Here is a 25,416-nt window from a genome sequence, read left to right on the forward strand (position 1 = left end):
TGAAATATAAAAGCTTCCGAACGAACCTGGAGTGGAAATGGCGAACCTGATCGAAATTGTGGGCTTTGGCGGCACCGCTATCGCTTTCGGCATATTGTGGGTCTTTTATATGCTGCGCTCCACGCCCGGCAACCGCCCGCTGGCCCTGATCTGTGCGCCATTGCTGACTGTCCTGTGGGCATCTGCCAGCGGCACGGTCGCCGTTCTCGGATTGAAGACATCCCTGACCGCCCCGTTGCAGGTCGCCCACAGCTTCGGCTGGATTCTGGTGTTGCACCAGTTGATGGACCGGCCTGTCCGCAACCGCACGATAGAGCGCATTATCCTGGGACTGATCGCCCTGGCGACAATCGCAAGTGCCTTTGCCACAATTCTGACGGCGGAACCCGAACGCCTCTACACCATCCTTTTCGGTGGTGGCATGTGCGTCATGGTCATCGCGGGGCTGCTGGCGATCGAGCATCTGTTCCGCAATTCCGAACCGACCCGGTTCTGGGCGCTAAAGCATCTGATGCTGGGCTGCGCCACGCTCATGACATTCGATCTGGTGCTTTACGCGGAAGTCTTCCTGTTCGGGGAACTCGACCAATCCTACCGTTTCGCCCAGGGTTTCGTGGACATGATTGCAGCCCCGCTGATCGCCGTGTCCTTCATGCGCAACCAGTCCTGGCGTGTGGACCTGCATGTGTCCCGCGAGGTGGTCTATCATTCCACGGTCCTGATCGTCAGCGGGCTTTACCTTCTGGGCATGGCAGCCGCCGGTTATTATGTGCAGCAATTCGGCGGGGACTGGGCGCGGATCAGCGGCATCGTGATTGCCGTGGTCGCCGTTGTCACCCTGATCCTTGGCCTGACGTCAGAGACAATCCGCGCACGCCTCCGGGTCTGGATCAGTCAGCATTTCTTCAGCCACAAATATGACTACCGCAAGGAATGGCTGCGCTTCACCGGCATTCTGTCCCATGAAACCGACACGCTCGGCTTTCATGAACGCCTTTTGCGCGCCATCGGTGACCTGGTGGACAGCACGGGCGGTGCGATCTGGCTGCATATGCCGGAGGATCAGTCCTTTTCCCTCCAGACCCATGTCAATCTGGGAGACAAGCTGCGCGCCATTCCCGAAACCCATCCCTTGGTCACCTATCTCAGCCAGAGCGGCGAGATCATTGACCTGGAACAGTTACGCCGCAACCGCGGCCATCAGGAAGCGCCGGACCTGCCGGAATGGCTGCTCAAGGATGCGCGGGCCTGGTTGATCATTCCGCTTGTTCACCGCGACGTACTGATCGGCTTTATCACGCTTGCCCGGTCCCGTGCACCGAGGGAGCTGGACTGGGAAGATCACAACCTGCTGCGCGTGGCCGGTCAGCAGGTGGCGAGTTACGCCGCAGAGGAGCGCAGCCTGCGCACCCTGGAAGACGCCAAGAAACTGGAAGATTTCCACCGCCGCTTCGCTTTCGTCGTCCACGATATCAAGAATGCCATCAGCCAGCTTTCCATGCTGCTGCGCAATGCCGAAAAACATGGTGACAACCCCGAATTCCAGAGCGACATGCTGGCGACTATCCAGAACACCGTGGACCGCATGACCTCGCTGATGGAACGTCTGAAGGCCGGTCAGGAGGCGGAGAAAAACGAGGTACGCCAATCCGATCTTGAAATGGCGGTTCAGGCCAGCTTTGACAGTTGGAGCCGGAAGATCGACAGCCTGGACTTGAAAATCGCGCCCCTGCAAAATCCCAAGCAGGTTGCGGAGGAAACGTTGCAGACGGTTCTGGACCATCTGCTCACCAACGCAGCCGAGGCCGCCGGTGACGGTGGCAAGGTCGAACTTGGCCTGACCGAGACCAACGACGGCCCGCGCCTTTATGTGAAAGACAACGGTCCGGGCATGACTGATGAATTCATCCGCGAACGCCTCTTCCGCCCGCTGATCAGCAGTAAGTCGGGCGGCTTCGGGATCGGCGCCTATCAGGTGCAGCAACTGGTCCGCGACATGGGCGGCCATCTGGAGGTACAGTCCAAACCGGGGGAAGGCACCGTGATGTCGATCTATTTCTTCAACAAGGCCATCGACATGCCGCAATCGGCCTCCGCCTGAATTACACAACCGCTACTGACGCCGTTTTGCCGCCTGCACCTGTGTTTCCATGGCATTGAGAAAGCGGGACCGGTCCTGTTTGCCGAAGGCAGGGCCGCCGCCGGAGATTTCACCCGTGTCCCGCAGATGCGCCATCAGATCCCGCATGGCAAGTGCCATGCCAATCCCATCCTTGGTGAAAGATTCCCCGTTGGGCTTGAGGACCCGCGCACCTTTTTCCAGACAACGCGCCGCCAAAGGAATATCGGAGGTCACCGCGATATCGCCCTCACGGATATTCTCCGCGATCCAGTCATCCGCCGCGTCAAAACCATCGCTGACAACCACCCGTTTGATCAAGGGGCTTTCCGGTAGTCGCATCCACTGATTGCTAACCATATGCAACATCAGGCCATGACGCCCGGCAACGCGCATGGCCTCTTCCTTGACCGGACAGGCATCGGCGTCCACAAAAACCGCAGGCAGATCAGTTGTCATATCGGTTACCGCCGGACAGTTGCACGAAACAGTGCGTCATAGGCCTCCACCATATCACGCAGGTCATAGACCGCCCGCACATGTTCCGCATTGGCCGCCCCCAATTCCGTGCGAAGCTGCTCATCCTCCAACAGAAGAGACAGGGTTTTCGCCAGGGCCTCAGCCGTTTTCTCGCAGATATATCCTGCGTTGGCCGGGGCGAGCATATTCTTCACGTCCCCCACGTCGACGCTGGCGACAGGCTTGCCTGCGGCCATGGCCTCCAGAACGCTGAACGGCATCTGTTCGGTGTCCGATGACAGGGCAAAGATATCAAAGGCACCGACGATACGCTCCGGTTCGTTGATCCGTCCGGTAAACAGTATGGCATCCGCATGTGAGGAGGCGACTGCGGCCTTTTCAAGCGACGCTCTCTCCCCGCCATCGCCTGCGATCACAAGGCGGGCCTGCGGATTGGTTTCCCGCAGAATATTGAAGGCATCAATCAGCCGATAGAGATTTTTTTCGGGCCGTAAGGTGGCGATTGTGCCGATGATCGGCCCTGCCCCCTCGTGCAGGCCCAATTCCGTCAGCAATGTCTTGTCAGCCCCCTTATCAAAACGGCTGCAATCAATACCGTTGGGCAGGAAGCGGACGATATTCGGCGGGACTTTCCATTCTTCCCGCGCAATTCGTTCCAGAACCCGCGACGGCGCCACCAGCGCCTTCGCCCCGGAATAGGCCAGCCGCCGCGCCATGTTCCGCCGCACAAGACGCCCATGCGCCTCATCAGGGCCAAAACCGTCTTCCATATCAATGTGGGGACAGACCGGCATCAGGCGGTTCGCCAGCGCAAAATCCACCGCACCCCAGTTATAGGTAATCAGGATATCAACCCGTTGGTCTTTCAGCAGTCGCCTGATCTGACCATACTGGCGCGGCCCGAAGGCCTTGGGGAGGCCTGTATCCACAGCCTCGCAGGTGTCCACGCCCGCCAGCAGGGCATCCATCGCGTCCCATCGCCCGTTCAGGGAAACGATCAGATGCCGGTATCCAGGCCCCAGGGCCCTGGCCAGTTTGGCGAAACGCACCTGGGAACCGCCTACTTCGAAAGACGGGAAAACATGCATCAGTCGAATAGGGCGATTACTGCCCGCATATTGGTCTTCGGCAGCCGTGTTGTCCTGCTCCAACTTGAAACGGTCGAATTGTGACACTGTCTTCCCCATGGGTATCAAATCGTCCAAGACCCTACACCAGCCCCCGCAATTTGGAAATCTGCAATGGCGCTTACCGGAAACAAAATCAAGTCTCTGTTTATTCGCGATAATTTATTGATTATAGGCACCGAGAAAGCCGAGCGGGAACAACCGCAGACAAGAGATAGGCGATCCTCCGTAAAAATAGATAAATGCTGGTGCGATAGAGGCTTATTGCCTATACAGGATAGGAGCGAAAGCAAGCCTTTAGGCATTGGGAGGCGGTGCCCTGATATGTTTATGAGACAGGATGCATGATCAAGATTCTCACATTCTCGACACTGTTTCCCAATGACCAGCAGCCCGTACACGGTATCTTTGTTGAGAACCGGCTGCGCCATCTTTTGTCATCCGGGAAGGTGGAGGCCCGCGTTGTCGCCCCGGTGCCGTGGTTCCCGCTGCGCCAGGACTGTTTCGGCACTTATGCGACCTATGCCAAGGTCTGCAGTGCGGAAACACGACATGGGCTGGATATCATCCACCCCCGCTACCCCCTGATCCCGAAGGTCGGCATGAACTGGACGCCGGGTTTCATGTATCGGGCGCTTCGGCCGGTGATCCGAAAGATCATAAAAGACGGCTATGACTTCGACCTGATCGACGCCCATTATTTCTACCCCGATGGTATTGCCGCCGCCATGCTGGCCCGGGAGTTCAAGAAACCGCTGACCATTACGGCACGCGGTACCGACCTGAACCTGATCCCGCAATTCGACAAACCGCGGCAGATGATCAAACAGGCTGCCGAGCAGGCCAGCGGATTGATTACCGTCTGCGCGGCCTTGGCAGAACCGCTGGTGGACCTTGGCATCGACCGATCCAAGATTCATGTCCTGCGTAATGGCGTCGACCTGACGGCCTTTCAACCCCAGGATCGCGAACAAGCCCGCCAGAAACTGGGCCTCACCGGGCCGACCGCAGTTTCAGTCGGTGGATTGATCGAACGAAAAGGGCATCATATCGCCATTGCCGCCATGACGGGCCTACCGGAACTGACCCTGTTGATCGCCGGTGCCGGACCGGAGCGGCGAAACCTGGAAAATCTCGCGCAAGAAAAAGGCGTGGCGGATCGTGTGCGCTTCCTCGGCAATGTGCCGCACCGCGACCTGCCCGAGATTTATTCAGCCGCGGACCTGATGCTGCTTTGCTCCAGCCGTGAAGGCTGGGCGAATGTACTGTTGGAATCCATGGCCTGCGGCACGCCTGTTGTGGCAACCGACATCTGGGGAACCGGTGAGGTTGTCACCTGTGCAGATGCCGGGGTCCTGATGGAAGACAGAACGCCCGAGGCCGTTGTCAAAGGCATCAACAGCCTGCTTTCCGCCTTGCCAACCCGAACCGCAACGCGGCGTTATGCCGAAGGTTTTAGCTGGGATGACACCACGGAAGGACAACTCAATCTCTTTGAGTCGATCCTGCACGGACACTAGGAAATGAGGAGAACGGCCCGGGCCGTTAATGAACGGACTTGGGCTGCCCGTACTGGTTTTCCAGATTGGCCAGGAAATTATCCAGCTTTTCCTGAGCCAGGCCAAGCCGTTGAGCCAGCCGCGTCCGGCCATAGATGCCCCCGCTGACCAGCACCTCGCGCAACTCGTCTCTGGAAATTTTCAGCATCCGCGCCACACTGACCTCAAACAGGTCCGCCCTCCCCAGATCCAACGCCATAAAGGCAAAGTTGGCGTCCAGGTCGCCACGGACATCCAGATTTTGAACAAGGTCGTTGTAATCCATGTTCTCGATACTGTCGGACAACAACATGTCCGCCATCTGGCTTTCATCGTTCCAGAGCATCCGTTCGTATTCCGGAAACTCGTCCTCATGCCGCTGCATGAGCTTGGATTTGATACTGCCCGCGACCTTGCGCACCAGAACCCGTGAGAGGCTGCGCTTGATCGCCCGTTTGTCATCCAACAGCGTGCGCAGACGGCTGTCATAACCCAGGTAGTGGTCGATCACGTCCAGCGTATTATCGCTGACAATCGCCGTTTCGTTTTCCAACAACACGCGCACGACAAGCCGGTCCCGCGTCTCCGCCAGCGCCTCCGACACTTCTTCAGGCAATTCCTTGCGGCTGGCGATCACCATGTTCTTTTCGGTGTTCAACTCGTCAACAATTGCGAGCAGGTCTTCCGGCTCCAGCAAGGGCGAGTATTTCAAAATCGGGAGGGAAACCTCTTCCACATCACGGGCAAGACGTAGGGCAATGTCTTTCGGTATACGCTCAGACGCGCGAAGTTCCCAGGCAAGGCGACTGCGGACAATGGTTTCCGCATCCCGGGACAGCGCCTTGAGAATGGTCTCTGCAAGGTGACGTTCGTTCCCGCTGTAGCGGTCCGCCTCATAATCGCTGACGACCTTTCTGCCGATTGACGCCCGCACTTCCGGCGAGGGATTACTCGACAGACGGTAAATGTCGTCCCTGGAGACCTGAAACATTCCTATTGCCCCTCCACATCACTGACAATGTCACACAATGCGGTGCCCAACCGTTTTGTTTTTTGATATTTTTGTTTCATCCTGAGAATTACGCAATATCTATACCAAGAAAAAAAATCATTAAATATCAATATTTTAAATGGAATATACCCATAGGCGGATCGTGAAGACGTCAAGAATTCCGTCGCTTTCCCTACAATGCACAGCATGTAGATATATAGTTAGCGATCCATTTTATTCCAGATGGTTATATGAAGGATCAATTGGGCAAAAAAAAGGCTGACCGCGAAGCCAGCCTTTTACCTTCAAGAACAGTGTATTACCGGGCCCCCTCACCGAACAGCACCACGCGCACCGTCTGCATCAGGATCACCATATCCAGAAACAGACCGATATTCTTCATGTAATAAAGATCGAATGTGTGCTTTTCGCAGGAGTCCTTGACCGTTGCACCATAGGGATAGTTGATTTGCGCCCATCCGGTGATACCGGGCTTAATGCGATGGCGTTCCTTGTAATAGGGAACCTGCTCTTCCAGTTCCTTCACAAAGACAGGACGTTCCGGCCGCGGCCCGACAAAGCTCATATCCCCATTCAGGACGTTCAGGATCTGCGGGATTTCATCAATCCGCGTCTTGCGGATAAACTTGCCCACGCGGGTCACCCGGTCATCGTTCTTCTTCGCCCAGACGGCGCCCCCGGCCTCAGCATCCGTCCGCATGCTGCGGAATTTCCGAATGCTGAAGGTCTTGCCGCCACGGCCCACGCGTTCCTGGCTGTAGAAAACGGGTCCCTTGCTATCCAGCTTGATGGCGATCGCAGCCAACAACATGATCGGCAGGGTTATCAGAACGAAAAGTGTCGAGAAAAACAGGTCGAACGCCCGTTTGAAGATGCGTTTGACGACGGACACGTCAAAGCCTTCGGAAAAAATAATCCAGCTGGGGCGGATCGATTCCAGGTCGACACGACCCAGTTCACGCTCCCAGAAGGTCGCAAACTCTGTCACACGGATCCCACGCAGTTTGCAATCCATCATTTCCCAGATCGGCAAGCCGTTGCCAAGCTGTCCCTTCGGACGGCGGCGATCACGAATGGTCACAACGATCTCGTCGACGTCGTTGCTATCCGCGAAATCGGCCAGCGCACAGCGCTCCGTGCGCATTTCATCATGCAACAACGGGCCGACCTTGACCTCGTCGTCCTCACCGTCATTGCAACGCAGGAAACCGATCACTTCGAACAGGCATTGTGAATCCTGCTGCGTAATATTGTAAATGCGTTCGGCCTGAGGCCCCGCGCCGAGAACGATAATCCGCTTTTTCAAAACGGCACGGTCCCGGATCACATATTCAAAGAAGAAGCGCGCCACCAACGCCGCCAGCACATAGACGGCCACGGTGGTCCCCCACAAACCGAAGGGGAACTGCTCGCTTTGTCCGAAAGCCGACCAGTAGACCAGGAAAACCCCGCCCAGAACCGCGGAGACGAGGCACAGGACCACGACCCACTGAACGACACGGAGTTCGCTTCGCATGGTTGCACGCCGGTTATAAAAACCGACGCTACAAACGGTAATAAAGATCGCCAGTGAAAGGCTCGCGATCAGAAAGTCCCGGTCGACGCCATCATAGCTTAATGCAACGGCGCCCGGTACAAATCCAATCAGGAAAAGACCGCCGAGGACGAAAAAGGATACTTCCAGAGTCGCCAACAAAATCGCATACAGCGAAATGTGATGACGGAACACGCGCACCATCATGGTGTCACTCCCCCGCAACAGCAAATCTGTAGCTTACACGTTGTACCACCCGCCACCGCTTTGCGATAACAGATGTTAAGCAACGCTCCTGCCCCTCATCCAAATGCGTATGCTATACTGACAACAATTAATAAAGTACCAACGCGCGGTAGACAAGTAGAGAGTCATGTCAGCTTTATGTCATGCCGGGAGAACACGGGAATGTGAACACCTGCCGCGGCGGGAAAAACCCATTTCCCAGGCAGCCGATCCTGTTATACTTTCCGGCACAGCTATTAGTGGATAAGCAATGATCGACTCTCTTTTCTTCGCCGCCAGCGTAATTTGCATCGCCATTATTGTGATCTGGGATGTCATTCACCGTCACACGTCGATGCACGGAGCAACAAAGGGACTGCTGCAGTTCAAGTTGACGGATGAACAGCGTGAAGAGTTGGAGGCCGCCCGCGACGAAATCGAGAAACGCCGCGGCCGTCAGAAACGCAAACGGCGCTAGGTCGATCGGCTGATACTATATTCCGGCGTCAGCCCAGGGCGTTCTTCCGAGGATAAACCGTCACCCTCCTTGGCCAGTGCCGCTTTTTCCTGGCGCTTTTTCTCCTCCAGGACCAGCGTCTGCAAGTTCACCATCAGGGCGACCTGAATCCAGTATCCTTCCCAGAACTCCAGCGACATCGACGACGCCCCGACGAAATAGGACAGGAAACTGGCCCGTGACATCCGCGCAAGGTCAGATGCCCATTCCATATCCACCAGCCGCCGGGCAATGCGATCGACACGCAGGGACGCAATTAAAACCGACAGGGCAATCCCCAGGAACAGGAACAACCCGCCAAAGCCCATGCTTCCCAGCACCTCGAAATAGATGCTGTGGGCAGCGCGCGCCTTGTGATATTCGGTCGTGAACTGATCCGCGATCTCCTGCAGGTAGGGGACCCGGAAACCGGCCCCGGTCAACGGGTTATGCACAGCCGTATCGAAGGCAATGATCCAGGCATCCACACGCCCCATAAAGGATTTGTCCTGCGTTGCCTCCCCAATTGTTGCGATCCGATCAAACCAGCTTTCCGGCATGAAGAAGACCGCAACCGCCAGCACCGCCCCGCCCAGTAACGCAAGCTTGACCCGCTGCTTGGAATACCACCAGAAGAACAGCACCATCACGGACAGGGCCACGAAGGCCCCACGGGACTGAGTGCCCAACACGGCCATGACTGTCAGGATCATCGCAACGAGAAGCGCCAAGCGTACAATCTTCTTTTCGGAATATGTGCGCAGGTAATGCATCAACGGCACCACCATAACCAGGGCCATGCCCAGATGGTTATTGTCTTCAATCGAGCTTTGCGGCGGGCCCCAGACCCGGAATCCGCCCCCGGTCAGCAAGGTGAAGCCCCCACCACGCACGCCGAAATAAGCCAGGGAGACAACCAGAACCCAGACGGCGGAATGGATGCGGTATTTGGTATTCGTCATGGCCAGCATCAGCCAGACGAAGACCATGATCCGGATGAACCGGTCGAAATACGGCCAGGAGTAGTCGGGGCGCAGAGAAAACACCTGCGCGAGGACCATCCAGAACACAAAGAGGAGGAACAACACCACAACCGGTGAAAGCGGCGGTACTTTCTTTTCCTTGGAAAGCAGCCACATGCCCAGGGTTGCCACGGCGACGATCAGGTTGAACTTGAAATAGGTCGCCGGACCGTAAACCTCGCGGTGCGGGCTCATGACCGTGAACCATTCCCACAACAGCAATCCCGCATGGGCATTCCGTAACGCCAGCGGCAACAGCATGCCAACGATAGCAAACAGGAAAAGTGACCGCAGCATCCGCCTTAACTACTCCCGGGCATTGACATCACCGCGCGGTGATCCTCTGGCAAGGCCCTCAAAAACCGCATTGCTGCTCCCATTCATAAGCACTTTTCACGATGACGTCGATATCGTCCAGCTTCGGCGTCCAGTTCAAGGTCTCGCGGATATTGCGATTATCGGCGTAGATCGCCTCGATGTCGCCCTCCCGGCGCGGCCCGACAGCCACCGAAATCGGCTTCCCGGACACGCGTTCCACCGTGGCGGCGATTTCCTTAACCGAAAAACCGCGCCCGTAGCCACAGTTTGCAACGAGGGATTCGCCCCCCTGTTCCAGATACCGCAGGGCCGCCACATGCGCCTCGGCAAGGTCGGTCACGTGAATGAAATCCCGGACACAGGTTCCATCCGGCGTGGCATAGTCATCGCCAAAGACGGTCAGCCCGTCCCTCTTGCCGCAGGCCGCCTCACAGGCCACTTTGATCAGATGGGTTGCCTCGGGCGTGGACTGGCCGGTCCGCCCTTTCAGGTCCGCCCCGGCCACATTGAAGTAACGCAGGATCACATGCCGCAGATTGGTCACCTTGGACACGTCGCGCAGCATCTGCTCAGTCATCAGCTTTGACGTTCCATAGGGCGCCAGCGGTCGCAGGGAGGCATCCTCTGTTACAGGAAGCTGGTCGGGATCGCCATAGACCGCAGCCGTGGAAGAGAAAACGAAATGCTCTACGCCCTCTTCCAGGCAGGCCTGCATCAGGTTACGGCTGTTGCAGGTGTTGTTGCCGTAATATTTGAGAGGTTTTTCCACCGATTCCGGTACCACTGTGGCCGCGGCAAAATGCAGGACGGCACTGATCTCATGCTGCTTCAACAATTCCCGGACCAGCGCGATATCACCGCTATCGCCCTCGACAAATACGGCTTCCCCCGGCACCAGACGGCGGCGGCCCGTCGACAGGTTGTCCAACACCACGACCTGATAACCGGCCTCAAGCAATGCCAGACAGGTATGGCTGCCGATATAACCGGCACCGCCGGTAACCAAAACGGTGTTCGCCACCCTAAAGTCCTCCTCAATTCACGATGATCGCCCTGACGAAATGCAGGCCGCTCAATTTCCGTTCAATTTTGCCAGCAACGCTTCGGCATCGCCCTTTTCAGGATATGTCGCCGAGGTGTTTACCGCTTTTTCCAGATATTGCCGGGCAGTGGCCACATCACCGGCGGCATTCAGCACCGCAGCATAATGATAGGTGATTTCGGCATTTTCCGGTGCCCGTACATAGGCCCGCTTCATCAGGTCCAGACTTTCATCGACCTTGCCCCGTTTGAACAGCAGCCAGCCGTAGGTATCAGCAATGGCCGGAGAGTTGGGCGCCGCATCATAGGCCTTTTTAGCCAGGTCCATGGAATCCGGACGGCCCATTTGTTCATACAGCCAGGCCGCATTGTTCCAGGCGATGGCATTTTTCGGATCATCCTTGGTCAGGGCCACATATTCCTTGGCCGCATCTTCGGTCTTTCCAAGGCCCATCAGCGTGCTGGCATAATACAGGCGCAGGTCCATATCTTCAGGATGGGACTTCGTCCAGTCCTGCAGCCAGGCCAGCGCCTCGTCCGGCTGTCCCGCCTGGGACATGGCCTGGTATTTCCGGGCCGCAATGAAGGCTCGCTGGTCGGTTTCCAGCACCTTGTTATAGGCCTTGACCGCTTCGCCATACTGTTGCTTGCGCATCAGCAGGTCGCCGCGGCTCAGCGCCACCGTTTCAGGCGATGCCCCTTCTGCATTCTCCACAACCGATTTCAGGGCGGCATCGACACCCTCGCTTTGCAGCAGGATATCTACCAGCATAGAGCGCGCCTGTTCGGATTTGGGGTCCAGCTCCAGTGCCCGCTCAACAGATTGGCGGGCCTTGGTTGCATCACCAGCCGCCAGCAGCATCCGTGCATGCTGGACCAGAGCGGGAACACTTCGCGGTGCCAGGCGAACCAGACGCCCCATGGTCTGGAGCGCTTCATCCTGTTTGCCCGCCGCAAGCTGGGCGCGGACAAGCATTTCCTGTGCGGTCGGGGAATCCGGGAAGGCAACGGAAAACTCTGTCGCTGCTGCCAGCGCCTCGTCCGTGTTCTCGGAACGCATCAACAACGCCACAAGCTCCACCCACAGGCGGCTTTGCCGGGACTCTTTTTGTATCGCGCCGCGTAGAAGACGTTCGGCTTCCTTGTAATTGGCCCGCAGTTCCGCAATTCGCGCCATGGCGATCTGCGCACGAATGTTGGTCTCCCCTTCCTTCAGAACCGGCGTCAGTCTTTCTTCAGCAGCATCCAGGTTGCCATCCAGGACATCCAGAGAGGCCAGGCTCAACCGTGCAGGAGCAAATTTCGGATAGGCCTTGATCACCTGTTCATAGCCCGCCCGCGCCGTATCCGGATCGCCTTTCAAACGCGCGATATCCGCCCGGAAATAATCGGGGATCGGGCTATCCGGCATCTTCATTTTATCAATTGCCGCCAGCGCCTTGTCGTATTTGCCGTCACGGGTATAGACCGTGACAAGCGCAAACAGGGCCCGTTGGCCATCTTCGCGCTCTGCCAGCTTTTCGAGGTCTTCCACCCCGGTCTTGGAATTACCCATGCCGATCTGGCTGATCGCATATTGCGTACTTACAACCGTGGCATCCGGGTTGATCTGACGGGCGCGGTCAAACATTTCGGACGCATCGGAGAACTGTCCGACACTCATATAGGCCTGCCCGAGAAGGGTCAGGACCGTGAAATCCTCCGGCGCGATCCGTTCCGCCCGCTCCAAAACCTGCACGGCACGGTGCGTTTCACCACGCTGCATATAAATGCCGCCCAATACGCCGAGACCATTGGGATTTTCGGGAACCTTGGTAAGGAAACGCTGGATATAGCTCTGTGCCTGTTCCAGGTCACCGCGGGCAAAACGCACGGCTGCATTCAGGAACAATGCCGGCGCGTATTCGTCCAAAGCCGGTCCTGTTGCCACGAGCAGGTCGTTGGCTTCGTCGGTTTTCTGGTCGCGGAATGCGATCAATGCCTTGAGATAGCGTCCGAAGGGGTTGCCCGGCGAGTCCGTCAGGATCGTTTCAATATCCTGCTGGGCCTTTTCCGTTTCACCCAACGACAGCCAGGAAAGGGCACGGCTGCTCAGCGCCGGGACATAGGACCGGTTATAGCTGAGCGCGCGGTTATAGAAGTTAATAGCGCCGTCTGCGTCCTTCATGGACCGGCGGATTTCGCCCTTGCGGAACAAGAGCGCCGCATCGCCCTCATGGGCCGCCAGGAAGGTGTCGATCAGGCTTTCCGCCTCCTCGATCCGCTTTTCGCGCAACATCACCACGGCCAGCGCATCCGTTGCGCGCGGCGACGTGGGCTCTTCCTGAACTGCCTGCTGGGCCAGTTTTTCCGCTTCGGCCAGCTTTCCCTTTTCAAGCAGGGCCTGCGAATGCGTGGTCAGGATCTGCGCTTTCTGCCCCGGTGCGGTCTTCTCGACAGACGTCTTGTTCAGAACATCGTCATAGCGCCGGAGAACGAGATATGTCTGCGCCAGCGGCACCTGCATGATAGAAGGATCAATGCCGTTTTCCAACGCGACATTAAACTCTTTCTCTGCCCCCAACCCATCACCGGCAGAGAGGTAGATACGCCCAAGTTGAAAACGCAGATGCGGGTTCTTCGGGTCATCACGAATCGCATTCTTCAATTCGATAACCGCAGCCTTATATTCCCCTTTCTCGAGGTACGACTGGGTCTCCTTCAGGATTTCCTGCGTGTCGGAGTCAACGGCTGCCAATACCGGCGTCGCCATCATCATGGTGACCGCCGTTGCACAAACCGCAGCGATTTTCGTAATTCCTCGCATGGCGTTCCCTCGCATTCTCTGCTCTGTCATTCGTCTTATGTCCCGGGTGGCCCGAGGCCTGACGCCTATCGCTCCAACCCGAGGTTATTCATCAAGTCGTACAGGGTCGGCCGGCTAACGCCCAAAAGCTTGGCAGCCCCCGAAACATTGCTGTTCGAATGCGCCAAAGCCCGCAGGATAATGCTTCGTTCCGCATCTTCGCGAACCTGCCGTAACGTGGGAAAGGTTGCCCCTTCCTCAGCCTGGGGCAGCCCCAGGTCCTCCGTATCGACGAATTTTTCGTCCGCCAGAATGATTGCGCGCTTCACTTTACTTTCCAGTTCGCGCACATTGCCGGGCCATTCATAGGCCTCCATCGACGTCAACGCGGCATCCGTAAACCCCTTGATAGGACGGGTATATTCCTGCGCGTATTTGTTTAAGAAATACTTGCCGAGAAGCACCGCATCGCCATCCCGCTCGCGAAGGGGCGGAATACCGATCGACAATTCATTCAACCGGTAAAACAGATCCTCACGGAATGTCTCCTCCTCGATCATCCGTTCCAGATTCCGATTGGTCGCCGAAACCACATGGACATCCACCTCGATAGAGCTTCGACCGCCGACACGTTCAAAGGTGCGATCCTGGAGAAAGCGCAGCATCTTGGCCTGCAGTCCCACCGGCATATCGCCGATTTCATCCAGGAACAGCGTACCGCCATGGGCCTGCTCCACCTTGCCGATGGTGCGTTTCACCGCGCCGGTGAAAGCCCCTTTCTCATGGCCGAACAACTCACTTTCCAGCAGGTTTTCAGGGATGGCCGCACAGTTGATGGCGACGAAGGGCTTCGTCGCACGCGGCCCCAGATCATGGATGGCGCGCGCGAAGACCTCCTTGCCGGTTCCGCTCTCTCCGGTCAGCAGCACACTGACATCCGACTTGGCAACCCGCTCGATCGTCCGGCACAGTTTCAGCATCGAGTCCGATGCGGCAATGATCCCGTTCAGGGGCGATGAAACCGTGTTCATGGCCAGGGCACGGTTCTCCTGTTCCAGAGCCCGAAGGCGGGCGGCACGCTTGATGATCAGCTTGAGAACATCCAGGTCAACCGGCTTGGGGTAGATGTCATAGGCACCCAGTTCCACTGCTTTCAGGGCGTGCGCCTTTTCCTCGTTCCCCGAGGAGACGATCACCTTGCTGTCCGGTGAACAGGCCTGAATTTCGCGCAGGGTTGCAAGGCCTTCCGTGGCCCCGTCAGGGTCCGGTGGCAGGCCGAGATCAAGGACGACAACGTCAGGGTCCTCCTTGCGGACCGCTGCCAGCGCCTCGTCCTGACTGCCGGCGGTCAGGACGTCATATTCCTCCAATGCCCAACGGAGCTGCCCGCGCAGCCCTACGTCGTCCTCTACCAGAAGGATCTTGGCCTTCTCCCCCATCGTCACCAGGCTCCTACAAAACTATCTCGTATTTTACATACATTATAGATATTAATTTTTAACCTACCGCAATCCCCTATCTGGGAAAATAACCTCTTGTCCTTTCGAAACAATCTGGTCGCAGGCAGGGTTCAGTCAGCCGTCTCCGCAAGGGTAACGCTGGCCCCGTTCAACATACCTGTAACCGGAAAATTCTGTTGGACCCAGCTTTGCAGATAGTCACGAAGCTCCGGCGCATCCATCTGTTTTTCCGCGCTTAGCGCGACAAGGGCCGCCCGCGTCTCTCCACCCAGAAGGGTTGCCTTTGCCTGCAGAATTTTCGCCATTACATCACTATGGGTGAATTGCCCGTCCACCCAATACCATGACCAGACCAGACGCATGCCATTCCCGTTGCTCAGATGATTTTCCACGACGGTCAGCGGACTGCCATTGACTGTAATTATAGTGGTCCGCGCCGGGGCGATGGTCCGGTATCCGTGGCCGATGAAACTGTTATCGAAACCAACAACCTCCTTGCCCGACTGCTGCATCCCGTAATAGGCGACAAACAAATCGCGGTTGCCGTCCTGGGCCGCGTAAACCTCCCTAACAGCCACATCCGCTTTCGGGAATACCGGGTTCCAATTGCTGGTCAAGCCGTCCTCATGCACCGCGCCACCCAACTTGTCCGGCAGGGCAAAGGCAACGCGCCGGTCCGCATTCATGTCCTGCTCCAACATATAGGCATAGCCATATGGGGCGAAGATGGTTGCAATCAGGAAGGGAATGAAGACCACAAGAATGGCTGCGCTGTATGATTTACGTGGGGTAACGGACAAATCATCCATGGTGATCTTCTGTTCCGGCCTACGGTCGGCAAAGCGGCTGCCAAGCCAGATCATGAAAACCACAATCACGGCGAAAAAGCCCCATCCCCAGGTCAGGTGATCACCGGCCAGCCCGATCTTCGTTCCGCCCCAGTGATTGAAAAGGACGATCACGGCGACACGGGCGCCATTGGCCAGAACCGCAACAATCAGCGAAATCACAAAGGCAGCAACACGCTTCATGACGCTCTGATACATCAGAATCCCGAAAACCAGGGACAACGCCGCCGCCGCCAGCAGGAAATTCAGGCCCGAACATTCCGGTGCCACGCGGTACAGGCCGCTTGGCACCTCCATCAACAGCCCGTCCACATAAAGCGGCACATTTGTGATGCGGATCATCATTTCCGCCAATGACAGCGTCGTCTTCTGCAGTGACGGAATCAGAAAGGCCCAGGTCGGGATCATCAGCCACAGATATTGCAGCGGAAAGAAAACGCCCCAGAAAACACGCCAGCCGAATGTCGCCAGCACAATTCCCTGAAACAGGGCAAGCAGCGCCACCTGTCGGCCCAAAGCCACATCGGCCACATCGGAAACCAGCCACAACGCACCGGCCCCAAGGCATGCCACAGCGCCCATCAGGCTCCAGCCCGGGCGAAGGTGGATCACCTCCTTCCAGCGGGCACGAAGGATGTAGAGGCTGACAAGGGGAATCAGGAAGCAATAGTTATAGGTGGTTTCATGCTGCCACACGCCTACCAGCCGGGACCAGCTTTGCCAGTACAAAGCGATCAGCAATGCAACCAGAGCGAAAAACAACAGCAGATGCCGCCGCCAGACCCGATTGTCTCCCCGGTCCCGGGCAAAGGCTCCTGCTTCCAGTTTATCAACCCCCACGGCGTACCTCTCTTTTCTGTGGCCCGGCACGTCCCGGCCGCATCATCCGGCCAGCGACAGCCAAGGCACCACTCGCAAAAACCGCGAACAGAACCTACAACCTTCAGCCCCCCTATCCACTGATATTATAAGAATCATGAGACGTTAAGGAAGGCTCAAAACACAATTACTCATTGAAAGACGGACTTTCTTCCTATACCGCCATACAGGTTACTGGGTATAGTGACAAATCTTTGAAATCGAACCGGTCTATAAAGTGGGCAGGAACCGGTTCCCGGAAAAACAACCTGTTGCGAGCTGCAAAATCGATATGAGCAAAAAGAAACTTCTCTTCCTGTCCCATCGCCTTCCCTATCCCCCGAACAAAGGCGACAAGATTCGCTCGTACAACTTTGTAAAGCGATTGGCGGAAGATTTCGATGTCTATATCGGAACCTTCATTGACGACCCGGCCGATCGCGAAAATATCGGTGGTCTGCACGATATCTGCAAAGACTTCTTTGTGGCCGAACTGAAACCAGCTATAGGCAAAATCCTCAGCCTTCGTGGCCTGTTGACCGGCGAGGCGTTGACCCTGCCGTATTTCCGTTCCGCCGACCTCGGCGCATGGGTGCGTAAAATCCTGCGCGAGGAAAAGCCCGATGTCGCTTTCATCTTTTCCTCCTCCATGGCGCAATATGTCATCGACGATCCCAATCGGCCCGACAGGATCGTAACCGATTTCGTCGACGTGGATTCCGACAAATGGCTGCAATACGCCAAACAGGAAAAGGGCCTGTTCCACTGGCTCTATCAGCGTGAGGGGAAGCGTCTGCTCGACTTCGAACGCAAGACAGCGGCGGCCTCGCAGGCCTCCCTGCTGGTCTCCGAAAAGGAAGCAGACCTCTTCCGTGGCCTGATGAACGGACAGCGCTGTGCGGTCTATGGCGTGGAAAATGGCATCGACGCCGATTTTTTCTCACCGGAGCATCATTTTGAGTCCGTCTATGATGGTGAAAACCCCGTCGTCACCATGACTGGGGCCATGGATTACAAGCCCAATGTAGACGGTGCGATCTGGTTTGCAGACGAAATCCTTCCCCTCATTCGCCGTCAGGCACCCGGTACGCAATTCTGCATCGTCGGCAGTTCCCCTACCCCTGCCGTGCAGGCGCTCGGCAAGCGGGACGGCATTCACGTCACCGGGCGCGTGCCGGATGTGCGCCCCTATATCGCCCAGGCGACGGCCATCGTGGCCCCGATCCGTATTGCACGCGGCATTCAGAACAAGGTTCTGGAAGGGATGGCCATGGCCCGGCCCGTTATCACCACCTCCCCGGCCTTCGAAGGGATTGAGGCGGAAACCGGTGAGGAACTGATCGTGGCAGACACGGCGGAAGACTTTGCCAAGGCGGCCCTGGATGTGATCGAAGGCCGCATCAACCCGGAAATCGGCGTGAAGGCACGCAGCCGTGTGGCCGGTCAATACAGCTGGCAGACCAAATATGACAAGCTGAGGTCCCTGCTGGGCTGACGCGGCTTATTCAGCCGCTTGCCCGGGCAACTGATCGGCAAAGACCTCGTCCATGCGGCCCCAGTTGAAGTCACGCAGCAAGCGCCGCAGGCGACCTTCCATCCGGTTGAGGTTGAGGTAGTGACGGACCCTGGTCTTCAGTGAAATACCGTCGATACGGGGCTGACCGGGGTCAACTTCCCAGGGATGGAAGTAGAAAATCGCGGATTCTTCATCCTGCCGGTGAACCTGCCGCAGGTTGCGACGGAACAGCGCATAGGGAAACAGCCGGAAATAGCCACCGCCGCCGCAGGGAATGTTCTTGCCCTTACGGTTCAACGTCGTGATCGGCATTTCGACAATGCCATCCTCCCCACACGGTTTGAAGGCAAAACGCGGTGCATCCGGCATACCGTAGAAGTCATGACGGACCGGGTTGATGCTGGAGCTATACTGATACCCCTCTTCCTTCAACACATCGAAAGCCCAGAGGTTTCTAGCCCCGATGGAGAAGGTTGCCGCACGGTAGCCCTTGACCGCTGCACCGCCGGCGTCTTCCAGCAGTTTTTTTGCCTGCCGGATATCCTCACCGAATTCTTCCGGCGTTTGCTCGTCAGCGCGGAAATGAGCCATGCCGTGGCTGGCGATTTCATGTCCTTCGTCAACGATACGCCGGACCAGGTGAGGATAGCGTTCAGCGACCCAGCCGAGGGTAAAAAAGGTGCCCTTAACACCCGCCTCGCCGAACATATCAAGAATCAGATTGGTATTCTGTTCCACCCGGCAGGGCATGTTGTCCCAGTCCTTGCGGTCGATACGTCCGAAAAAGGCCTGGACCTGGAAATAATCTTCCACGTCAACGGTCATGGCATTAAGCAGCCGTCCGGCGTTTTTGACCTGTCCTGCGGAATTGGGTGACTGTTGCATGCTCATGCCCCTAGCTGCCTTCCTGCCGGTCAGGTATTGTCGGAAACATGGTCGAAGACAGCACGAATCCCCCGCAATAACCCGACCTCAAGCCGTGTGATGCGGGCTTCCATCTTGTCCAGACGGGCCATGACTTCCTTATGCTGCTCATGCATCTGATGCAGGTCGCCGGAACTTGCCGCCGCCGGAAGCGACGCCAGGGCCGCCTTGCCGTTGACCGGGCGGGACGGCTGCTGGGTCCCTGCCTCCGCCATGACTTCTGCGGTCTCGCGGCGCTGGTCTTCGGCAACGCTGCGGATGGTGTCCGCATTGATCTTCTGCATCTCTTCCAGGCAGGCATAAAGCAACACGCGTGAGCAGAGGTTGTTGATTACGCGAGGAATGCCGCCGGTGGCGTCATAGATTTCCTCGTAAGACCCATCGGTAAAGCTGGGATGCTTTTCGTCCCAGCCCACGGCATGCATACGGTGCTTCACATATTCACGGGTCTCATCCCGGTCGAGCGGCCCCAGATGGTAGGCGGCGATCACGCGTTGGCGCAGTTGCTCCAACTCCGGACGGGCGAGGATTTCCTTGAACTGCGGTTGTGCCAGCAGAAAGCTCTGCAGTAATGGCTTTTGTTCAACCTGCAGGTTGGACAGCATCCGCAGTTCTTCCAAGGCCTCGAAGGAAAGGTTCTGGGCCTCATCCACCATCAGCAGACAGCGTTTGCCTTCGCGTTGACGTGCAATCAGAAAGGCCTTCAGATCATTCAGGATCGTCGCCTTGTCCTTGTCGGAACTGTCCAGCCCGAAATTGAGTGCCGCCAGACGCAGGATATCATCCCCCTGCAACTGAGAGGTCATGATGGCGGAGGCGATATACTGGTTCTTGTCGAGTGTCGTCAGCAAACGCCCTAACAGGGTCGTCTTGCCGGCCCCGACCTCACCGGTAATGACAATAAATCCCTCACCCTGACTGATCCCGAAGGTCAGATGTGCCAAGGCCTTGGTATGACTGCTGCTACCGAAGAAGAAGCGGTGATCCGGCGTTAGCTGAAAAGGAAGGTCGGAGAAACCGAAGTAATTGGCATACATATGTTGTCCAAGCGTTAAAAATCCTTGCGTAGACTTACGAAGAAGACATTTTCCACAATGTCCTGCCCTGCTTCTTCGGTGCGGTATAAAACACTGTAACCGAACTTGCTGACAAGCGTGTCGCTCAGATCATAGTCCAGGTCCATCCCCATCCGATAGCTGGTCTGATCCGTATTGTCGGTACGTGTATCTAAAGTGTCACTATATTTAACATTCAGTGTCCCCGTCGCCTTTTTGGTGAAGTCGTGAGACACATCAACGCCCAGATTCAGCGTCGCGTCATCCGTGTTGTCGACGGCGAAGTCACGCTGGCGCCAGCCGACATCGGCCTTGAATTCGGTGCGCTTCCGGCGGTGAGTGAAGGATGCGTCAAGTTTGCGCGTCCGCGTTGTGCTGTCCACCAGCGACGTGCCAAGGTCATTGGGGTTCACCAACACACCATTGACGAAAATCGGTGAAGTAGAAAGCGTTTCCTGCTGTGTCTGGACGAACTGATCATGGGACAGCGTGAATTCCGTACGCGGCGTCGGCCGGTAGGAAACATCCGCAGTGAAAGTGTTATTGTCGTTACGGTTACCGATTTCCAGGCTGGCATCCAGCCGTTCGCTGAACCGAATCCGGCCACCCAGGAAACCATAGCCACCGTCATACTGTTCGGAACTGTCATCGCCGTTATATTTGTCGACACCGACGCGCGCGATACCCGAGAAATGGGGTGTGAAGGCGTATTCGCTACGGATTTGTGCATTGCTGCGTTCGGTATCCGCGCCTTCCGCCTTATCCGTATTGGTGTAGCTGGAATCGAAAGCCAGATCCAGATTGCCGAATTTCGGGCCGCTCTCCAGATTATAGGTTATCTCCTGGATCGTCGCATTGGCAGGGGCACTGCTCGATGCACCGGTGGAAGGCTTCTTGAAATCCACGCCTTTGTATTTATACCCCAGTTCCGTCGAGGCCCAGCGGCCAAAGGAATGGACCAGCGTCGGCCCCAGGCCATAGTTGATCACCCGCGTGCGGTCACTGGAGGCTGTGCGATCCGTCGCCGTTGTGCTCCCGGTCTGCGATACGTTCTGCTCGGAAATTGCAATGTTGGCGTTGAATTTCAGCCAGTCTTCGAGAAGGATGACCTCCCCATTACCCAGCATATTGTGGCGTGTGCCGTTCAACTCGCTGTTGTCGGCATAGATATCCTTGCTGAGGGTATAGCTGAAATCAATCGTGGACCGGCGGCTTTCGTTCTTCAGGTCAACGCCGGCTTCCACCGTGGTGATAAAGTCAGCCTGTTCACCGTCTTCCGTGCTGAAAACGTTGTCGGAAAACGATTCCTTGCCTGAGATAAACGGCGTGAGCGTAAAGGTCCGTTGCGGGGCGTCCTTGGCGTCGGCGCTGGCGTCCTGGATATCGGCGCCTTTATCCTGTGCAAGCGCAACACCTTGCAGACCGGCAATACCGATCACACTGCTCAACAACGCCACCCGGCTACAGTCTTTTAGAAAGTCGACTTTCCCACGCCCAAAGCTCACGAGTATGCCTCTCTGCTATAACCGTAATAAGTATCGGTTTTCGACCGACCCCTATGCTTGTTCAATATGAAGCGTACCTTATCGGAATCGCCCAATGCGTCCAACGCATTTTCGACCAGCGGCCGACTGGTTCCCCCTTCTTCGACCACCATGACCACTTGCCCGACATAGGCCGCAAGCACACGCGGCTCACTACTCGCCAACACCGGCGGCGTGTCAATGATTACCATGCGGTCCGGATAACGGGAAGAAATATCCTTGATGATCTCGACCATGCGTTGACTGGCCAACAGCTCTGTCGCATGCGGATGTTGTGTCCCTGCAGGCAAAACCGACAGATTGTCGATATTCGTGCGCAGCAGCACATCGGAGACCCCCAGGTCCGAATCCAGCACAAGATCCACCAGCCCCGCCTTCTCGTCCGGGATACCGAGCAGGTGGTTGATCCCCCGGCGATACACATCAGTGTCGATCAACATCACATAGAGGTCACGCTCCATTGCGATGCTCATCGCCAGGTTAATCGCATTGAAGGTCTTGCCCTCGCCGGACCGGCAGCTCGTGATCATCACCACGTTATTCAGGCTGTTCGTGCCGTTCAAACGTTCCGACTTGAACGCCCGGCGGATGATCGGCCGTTTGATCGCGCGCATTTCCTCAACCAGATGAGTTCGACCGGAATTGGGCGTGACCATGCCGTTCTTGCGCAGCATATCAATGTCGATCTGCATGTATGTATCATCGGGCCCCTGCAGCGGCGGGGCAGGAGGCGCCTGCCTTTGCGCCTCGGCCTGAGGCGGCGGGCTTACCGGCGGCGCAACAACCCTGTCGGCACTGCTTTCCGGCGTGGCGGGGGTCGGCGCAACAGGCGGGACCGGCGGCGGGCTGGCCGGTTCGGACGGTTTGACCGCCGGGGCCTCTTCCTGCCTGGGGTCTTTCCTGGCTTTCTGTTCCGCGCGTTTTTCCTGTTCCAACTGCGCCGGTGTCTTGCGCGGCGGCAGCTTTGCGTCCTTTTTCTTGGCCGTTCCACCGATTGGCGCGGCGCGTTTGCCGCTGCCCTCCGGCGTCGCCCCGCCTTCTTCCTGCATGCGTTTGACGGCCCGTTCGACCAGACTGATACGTTCGTCTTTAGAAGACATTCGAAACGGCCCCCTTCACCTGCTCGACATAACTGTTGACGTCATAGCGATCGAATACGGCATCAATCATGGAGGGATTGGGCTGCAGGTAAACAACCCCTAACAGCGTCAAAGCCAGAGCGCCGCCGCCCAGGGCGAACAACAGGAAGCTGAAGAGGCGTCCGGCAACATCGGCCGTTCCGGCCATATACTGAACCGTCCCAAGGACCGGCAGGTTGAAAGTCTCTTCCAGATCCTTGCGGTCATAAATATAGCCCGACATCAGGGCAAACAGGATCGGCAGTGCGACCCCCGCACCGATGCCGACAAATAACACGGCCACACTGAACAACACACGTTTCGGCCCGGACGGGCGCGACGGCACTTCAGGCGGCTCGATGATCCGGAACTGCACGGAATCGGTGCTCGCCTCGCGTGCGGCAGAGATATTCACCGATTCGCGCCGCTTCAACAGCGCCTCATACTGCGCCTTGATGACACTGTAATCGCGGTTGAGACCTGCCAGCTGCGCCTCAATTCCAGGCGCTGCCTCTTTGCGCTTTTCGAGAAGCTCAAACTCCTGCTTGGTGCGGGTATAGTTCTTCTGCAACCGCACAAGATCCTGCTGAACACCGAACAGGCGGACCTGCAATTGCTCATAAACCGTGTTCGGAATTCGTCCTTTCCGACTGCCGGAACCGCCATTCCCCTTAGCCGCCTTTTCCGCTTCCAGACGCTTGCGCGCATCGGCCAGCGACCGCTCCATGCTTTTTACGTCAGGGTGGTTATCGGTATATTGCGAGCGAAGCGACGCCAGCTGCTGTTCAAGAGAACGCACTTCCTGTTCTGTGCTGCTGACCTGCTGTCCGCCCTGGACGATAATGGACGGGTTCTGGTCGATCTCCAGGAACCGCGGCGTCTTCGCCAACAGGGTTTCCAACTGTGCCTTCACCAGGCGCGTGTCTTCCAACTCGCGTTCGGCATTGCGATAGGCACGGCGGGATGCCTCGAAACGGTTGGAGAATGTCCCCCCGGTCAGAATATCGGCATGTTTGGACTGAAAAGCAGCCTTGCGGGCTTCTGCGGCCTGCAACTGCTTTTCGTATTTGGCAATCTGCGTTTCAATAAACGACTGGGCGCTTTCCATCCCCTTCCGGTTTTCACCAACATTCGCGGAGACGAAAATGTCCAGAAGGGACTGGGTGATACGCTTTGCCAGATTCGGATTCTGGTCGACAAAGCCCACAACAAACAGATTGGGACCTACAACACGGATATTGGCCCGGCTTTCCACCGAATTCACCAACGCATCCCAGCCGTTGTCATCAACCACTTTCAGGTCGAGGTCGTTTTCACGGATGACTTTTTCGATATTGGGGCGGCTCAGCAGGGTACGCTGCATCACAACCAGTTGCTGATTGATATTGCCCTGAACGGCAATCCCCTTCAGCAACGGCCCCAACAAGGTTGTCGTATCCACATAAATCTGGGCTTCGGATTCATATTGATCGGGCAGGCTGGCTACACCGAGCCAGCCCACCACACAAATCGCCCATGCGGTCGTTAATGCAAACCATCTGCGACTAACGAGAATCCGCCAGCCAACATACAGATACCGAAGAATCTCTTCCATAAACCTACTCGACCAAACGGCACCGAAATGCCTTAGAACCAGGTCTCCGGAATAATGAGGACATCGCCGGGCTGCATCGCTACATTCGCGTCAATATCCCCATCATTCAGAAGGTCATCGAGACGTACGCGCAGCTTCTGGCCTTTGCGGACAATCACGGCCCCGTTGCCATCGGCAAATTCAGTCATGCCGCCAACAGCGATCATAACGTCGAGGACGGTCATATCGTCGTTAAAGGCAATCGCCTGCGGGTCCGTTGCCTCACCCACGACGCGAACCTGCTGGGCATAAGGACCAACGAAATTGGTAACGATCACGGAAACGATCGGGTCCTGTACATATTTGCTCAGCGATTTTTCAATATCGCGCGCCAATTCGCTCGGCGTTTTATCCGCCGCCATCATATCGTCAACCAGCGGTATGGAAATCCGGCCATCCGGGCGTACCGGAACGGTCTTGGACAATTCCGGGCTACGCCACACAAAAATGTCCAATTCATCACGTGGGCCGATGATGTACTGAACATCGGTCACTTTCGGTTGTTCCACGGAATCCGCCACCGGGATCGAAGAACTACAGCCCCCTACAAAAAACGCAGCACAGACGAAGATTACACCGATAAGCGATTTACTTCGGCCCCAGTTAGTTTGCATGACCTTCCCCTCATTTTCTATTTGGGTCAGTATTCCGCGCAAAACTTGCGCATTTCCTTTTTACACAACTTCTTCTTTAATACAAAGACATGAAATATATAAAATTTAGTGAAAATCATGCCTTTCCGGCGGCATATTGTTAGGACGCT

19 protein-coding genes are annotated in these 25,416 nt (G+C 56.8%); 4 read left to right on the forward strand and 15 right to left on the reverse strand.

Going from position 1 to position 25,416, the window contains the following annotated elements; all coding sequences use genetic code 11:
• The first annotated feature begins 37 nt into the window (after window positions 1–37).
• Window positions 38–2,101 (forward strand): XrtA/PEP-CTERM system histidine kinase PrsK, encoded by a 2,064-nt coding sequence (prsK, locus tag IF205_RS17965; protein ID WP_259780726.1) that lies wholly within the window; start codon window positions 38–40, stop codon window positions 2,099–2,101.
• Window positions 2,102–2,113: 12 nt separating this feature from the next.
• Here the strand turns inward: prsK and IF205_RS17970 are convergent, their stop codons facing one another.
• Window positions 2,114–2,578: a YaiI/YqxD family protein gene (locus IF205_RS17970; protein WP_259780727.1), complete on the reverse strand. Its 465-nt coding sequence runs from the start codon at window positions 2,576–2,578 to the stop codon at window positions 2,114–2,116.
• Between the two features lie 5 nt (window positions 2,579–2,583).
• Complete coding sequence (locus IF205_RS17975; RefSeq protein ID WP_259780728.1) at window positions 2,584–3,774, reverse strand: glycosyltransferase; 1,191 nt, start codon at window positions 3,772–3,774, stop codon at window positions 2,584–2,586.
• A 296-nt stretch (window positions 3,775–4,070) separates the two neighbouring features.
• Here IF205_RS17975 and IF205_RS17980 point away from each other — a divergent pair, with 296 nt between their 5' ends.
• Entirely contained in the window at window positions 4,071–5,246 is a 1,176-nt protein-coding gene (locus IF205_RS17980; protein WP_259780729.1) for a glycosyltransferase family 4 protein, read from the forward strand.
• Window positions 5,247–5,271: 25 nt separating this feature from the next.
• Here IF205_RS17980 and IF205_RS17985 read toward each other — a convergent pair whose 3' ends face one another.
• Both IF205_RS17985 and IF205_RS17990 read right to left on the reverse strand, forming a co-directional pair.
• Window positions 5,272–6,255 (reverse strand): DUF2336 domain-containing protein, encoded by a 984-nt coding sequence (locus tag IF205_RS17985; protein ID WP_259780730.1) that lies wholly within the window; start codon window positions 6,253–6,255, stop codon window positions 5,272–5,274.
• A 319-nt stretch (window positions 6,256–6,574) separates the two neighbouring features.
• A complete protein-coding gene (locus IF205_RS17990) occupies window positions 6,575–8,017 on the reverse strand; it encodes a TIGR03013 family XrtA/PEP-CTERM system glycosyltransferase (RefSeq protein ID WP_259780731.1) in 1,443 nt (480 codons plus the stop codon).
• A gap of 289 nt (window positions 8,018–8,306) precedes the next feature.
• On the opposite strand from IF205_RS17990, the gene IF205_RS17995 reads away from it, so the two are divergent.
• Window positions 8,307–8,513, forward strand: coding sequence for a hypothetical protein (locus tag IF205_RS17995; RefSeq protein ID WP_259780732.1), 207 nt, complete (start codon window positions 8,307–8,309; stop codon window positions 8,511–8,513).
• On the opposite strand, the gene IF205_RS18000 is transcribed toward IF205_RS17995, so the two are convergent.
• The 5 genes from IF205_RS18000 to xrtA form a co-directional block, all read right to left on the reverse strand.
• Entirely contained in the window at window positions 8,510–9,850 is a 1,341-nt protein-coding gene (locus IF205_RS18000; RefSeq protein WP_259780733.1) for a putative O-glycosylation ligase, exosortase A system-associated, read from the reverse strand. The two genes, IF205_RS17995 and IF205_RS18000, sit on opposite strands and share 4 nt — an antisense overlap.
• A 58-nt stretch (window positions 9,851–9,908) precedes the next feature.
• Entirely contained in the window at window positions 9,909–10,892 is a 984-nt protein-coding gene (galE, locus tag IF205_RS18005; RefSeq protein ID WP_259780734.1) for a UDP-glucose 4-epimerase GalE, read from the reverse strand.
• A 51-nt stretch (window positions 10,893–10,943) separates the two neighbouring features.
• Complete coding sequence (gene prsT, locus IF205_RS18010) at window positions 10,944–13,718, reverse strand: XrtA/PEP-CTERM system TPR-repeat protein PrsT (RefSeq protein ID WP_259780735.1); 2,775 nt, start codon at window positions 13,716–13,718, stop codon at window positions 10,944–10,946.
• Window positions 13,719–13,783: 65 nt separating this feature from the next.
• Window positions 13,784–15,136 (reverse strand): PEP-CTERM-box response regulator transcription factor, encoded by a 1,353-nt coding sequence (gene prsR / locus IF205_RS18015; protein WP_259780736.1) that lies wholly within the window; start codon window positions 15,134–15,136, stop codon window positions 13,784–13,786.
• 131 nt (window positions 15,137–15,267) lie between these two features.
• The gene (gene xrtA, locus IF205_RS18020) at window positions 15,268–16,845 is read right to left on the reverse strand and encodes an exosortase A (RefSeq protein ID WP_259780737.1); all 1,578 of its coding nucleotides are present in this window, start codon (window positions 16,843–16,845) and stop codon (window positions 15,268–15,270) included.
• Between the two features lie 310 nt (window positions 16,846–17,155).
• Between xrtA and IF205_RS18025 the strand changes: the two genes are divergently transcribed.
• On the forward strand, window positions 17,156–18,358 hold the full coding sequence (locus IF205_RS18025; RefSeq protein ID WP_259780738.1) for a TIGR03087 family PEP-CTERM/XrtA system glycosyltransferase: 1,203 nt from the start codon (window positions 17,156–17,158) through the stop codon (window positions 18,356–18,358).
• Between the two features lie 6 nt (window positions 18,359–18,364).
• Here IF205_RS18025 and IF205_RS18030 read toward each other — a convergent pair whose 3' ends face one another.
• Genes IF205_RS18030 through IF205_RS18055 form a run of 6 tightly spaced genes read right to left on the reverse strand, consistent with a single transcriptional unit; the run spans window position 18,365 to window position 25,267 of the window.
• Window positions 18,365–19,270: an XrtA system polysaccharide deacetylase gene (locus tag IF205_RS18030; RefSeq protein WP_259780739.1), complete on the reverse strand. Its 906-nt coding sequence runs from the start codon at window positions 19,268–19,270 to the stop codon at window positions 18,365–18,367.
• 23 nt (window positions 19,271–19,293) lie between these two features.
• Window positions 19,294–20,340 (reverse strand): XrtA/PEP-CTERM system-associated ATPase, encoded by a 1,047-nt coding sequence (locus IF205_RS18035; protein ID WP_259780740.1) that lies wholly within the window; start codon window positions 20,338–20,340, stop codon window positions 19,294–19,296.
• A gap of 14 nt (window positions 20,341–20,354) precedes the next feature.
• Entirely contained in the window at window positions 20,355–21,863 is a 1,509-nt protein-coding gene (locus tag IF205_RS18040; protein ID WP_259780741.1) for a TIGR03016 family PEP-CTERM system-associated outer membrane protein, read from the reverse strand.
• Window positions 21,860–23,002 (reverse strand): XrtA-associated tyrosine autokinase, encoded by a 1,143-nt coding sequence (locus IF205_RS18045; protein ID WP_259780742.1) that lies wholly within the window; start codon window positions 23,000–23,002, stop codon window positions 21,860–21,862. Before IF205_RS18045 ends, IF205_RS18040 begins: the two co-directional genes overlap by 4 nt.
• Entirely contained in the window at window positions 22,992–24,614 is a 1,623-nt protein-coding gene (locus tag IF205_RS18050; RefSeq protein ID WP_259780743.1) for an XrtA system polysaccharide chain length determinant, read from the reverse strand. Before IF205_RS18050 ends, IF205_RS18045 begins: the two co-directional genes overlap by 11 nt.
• 32 nt (window positions 24,615–24,646) lie before the next feature.
• On the reverse strand, window positions 24,647–25,267 hold the full coding sequence (locus IF205_RS18055) for an XrtA/PEP-CTERM system exopolysaccharide export protein (protein WP_259780744.1): 621 nt from the start codon (window positions 25,265–25,267) through the stop codon (window positions 24,647–24,649).
• Window positions 25,268–25,416 lie beyond the last annotated feature (149 nt).

Source organism: Aestuariispira ectoiniformans, from assembly GCF_025136295.1.
In the GTDB taxonomy this organism is placed as follows: Bacteria; Pseudomonadota; Alphaproteobacteria; order UBA8366; family Aestuariispiraceae; genus Aestuariispira_A; species Aestuariispira_A ectoiniformans.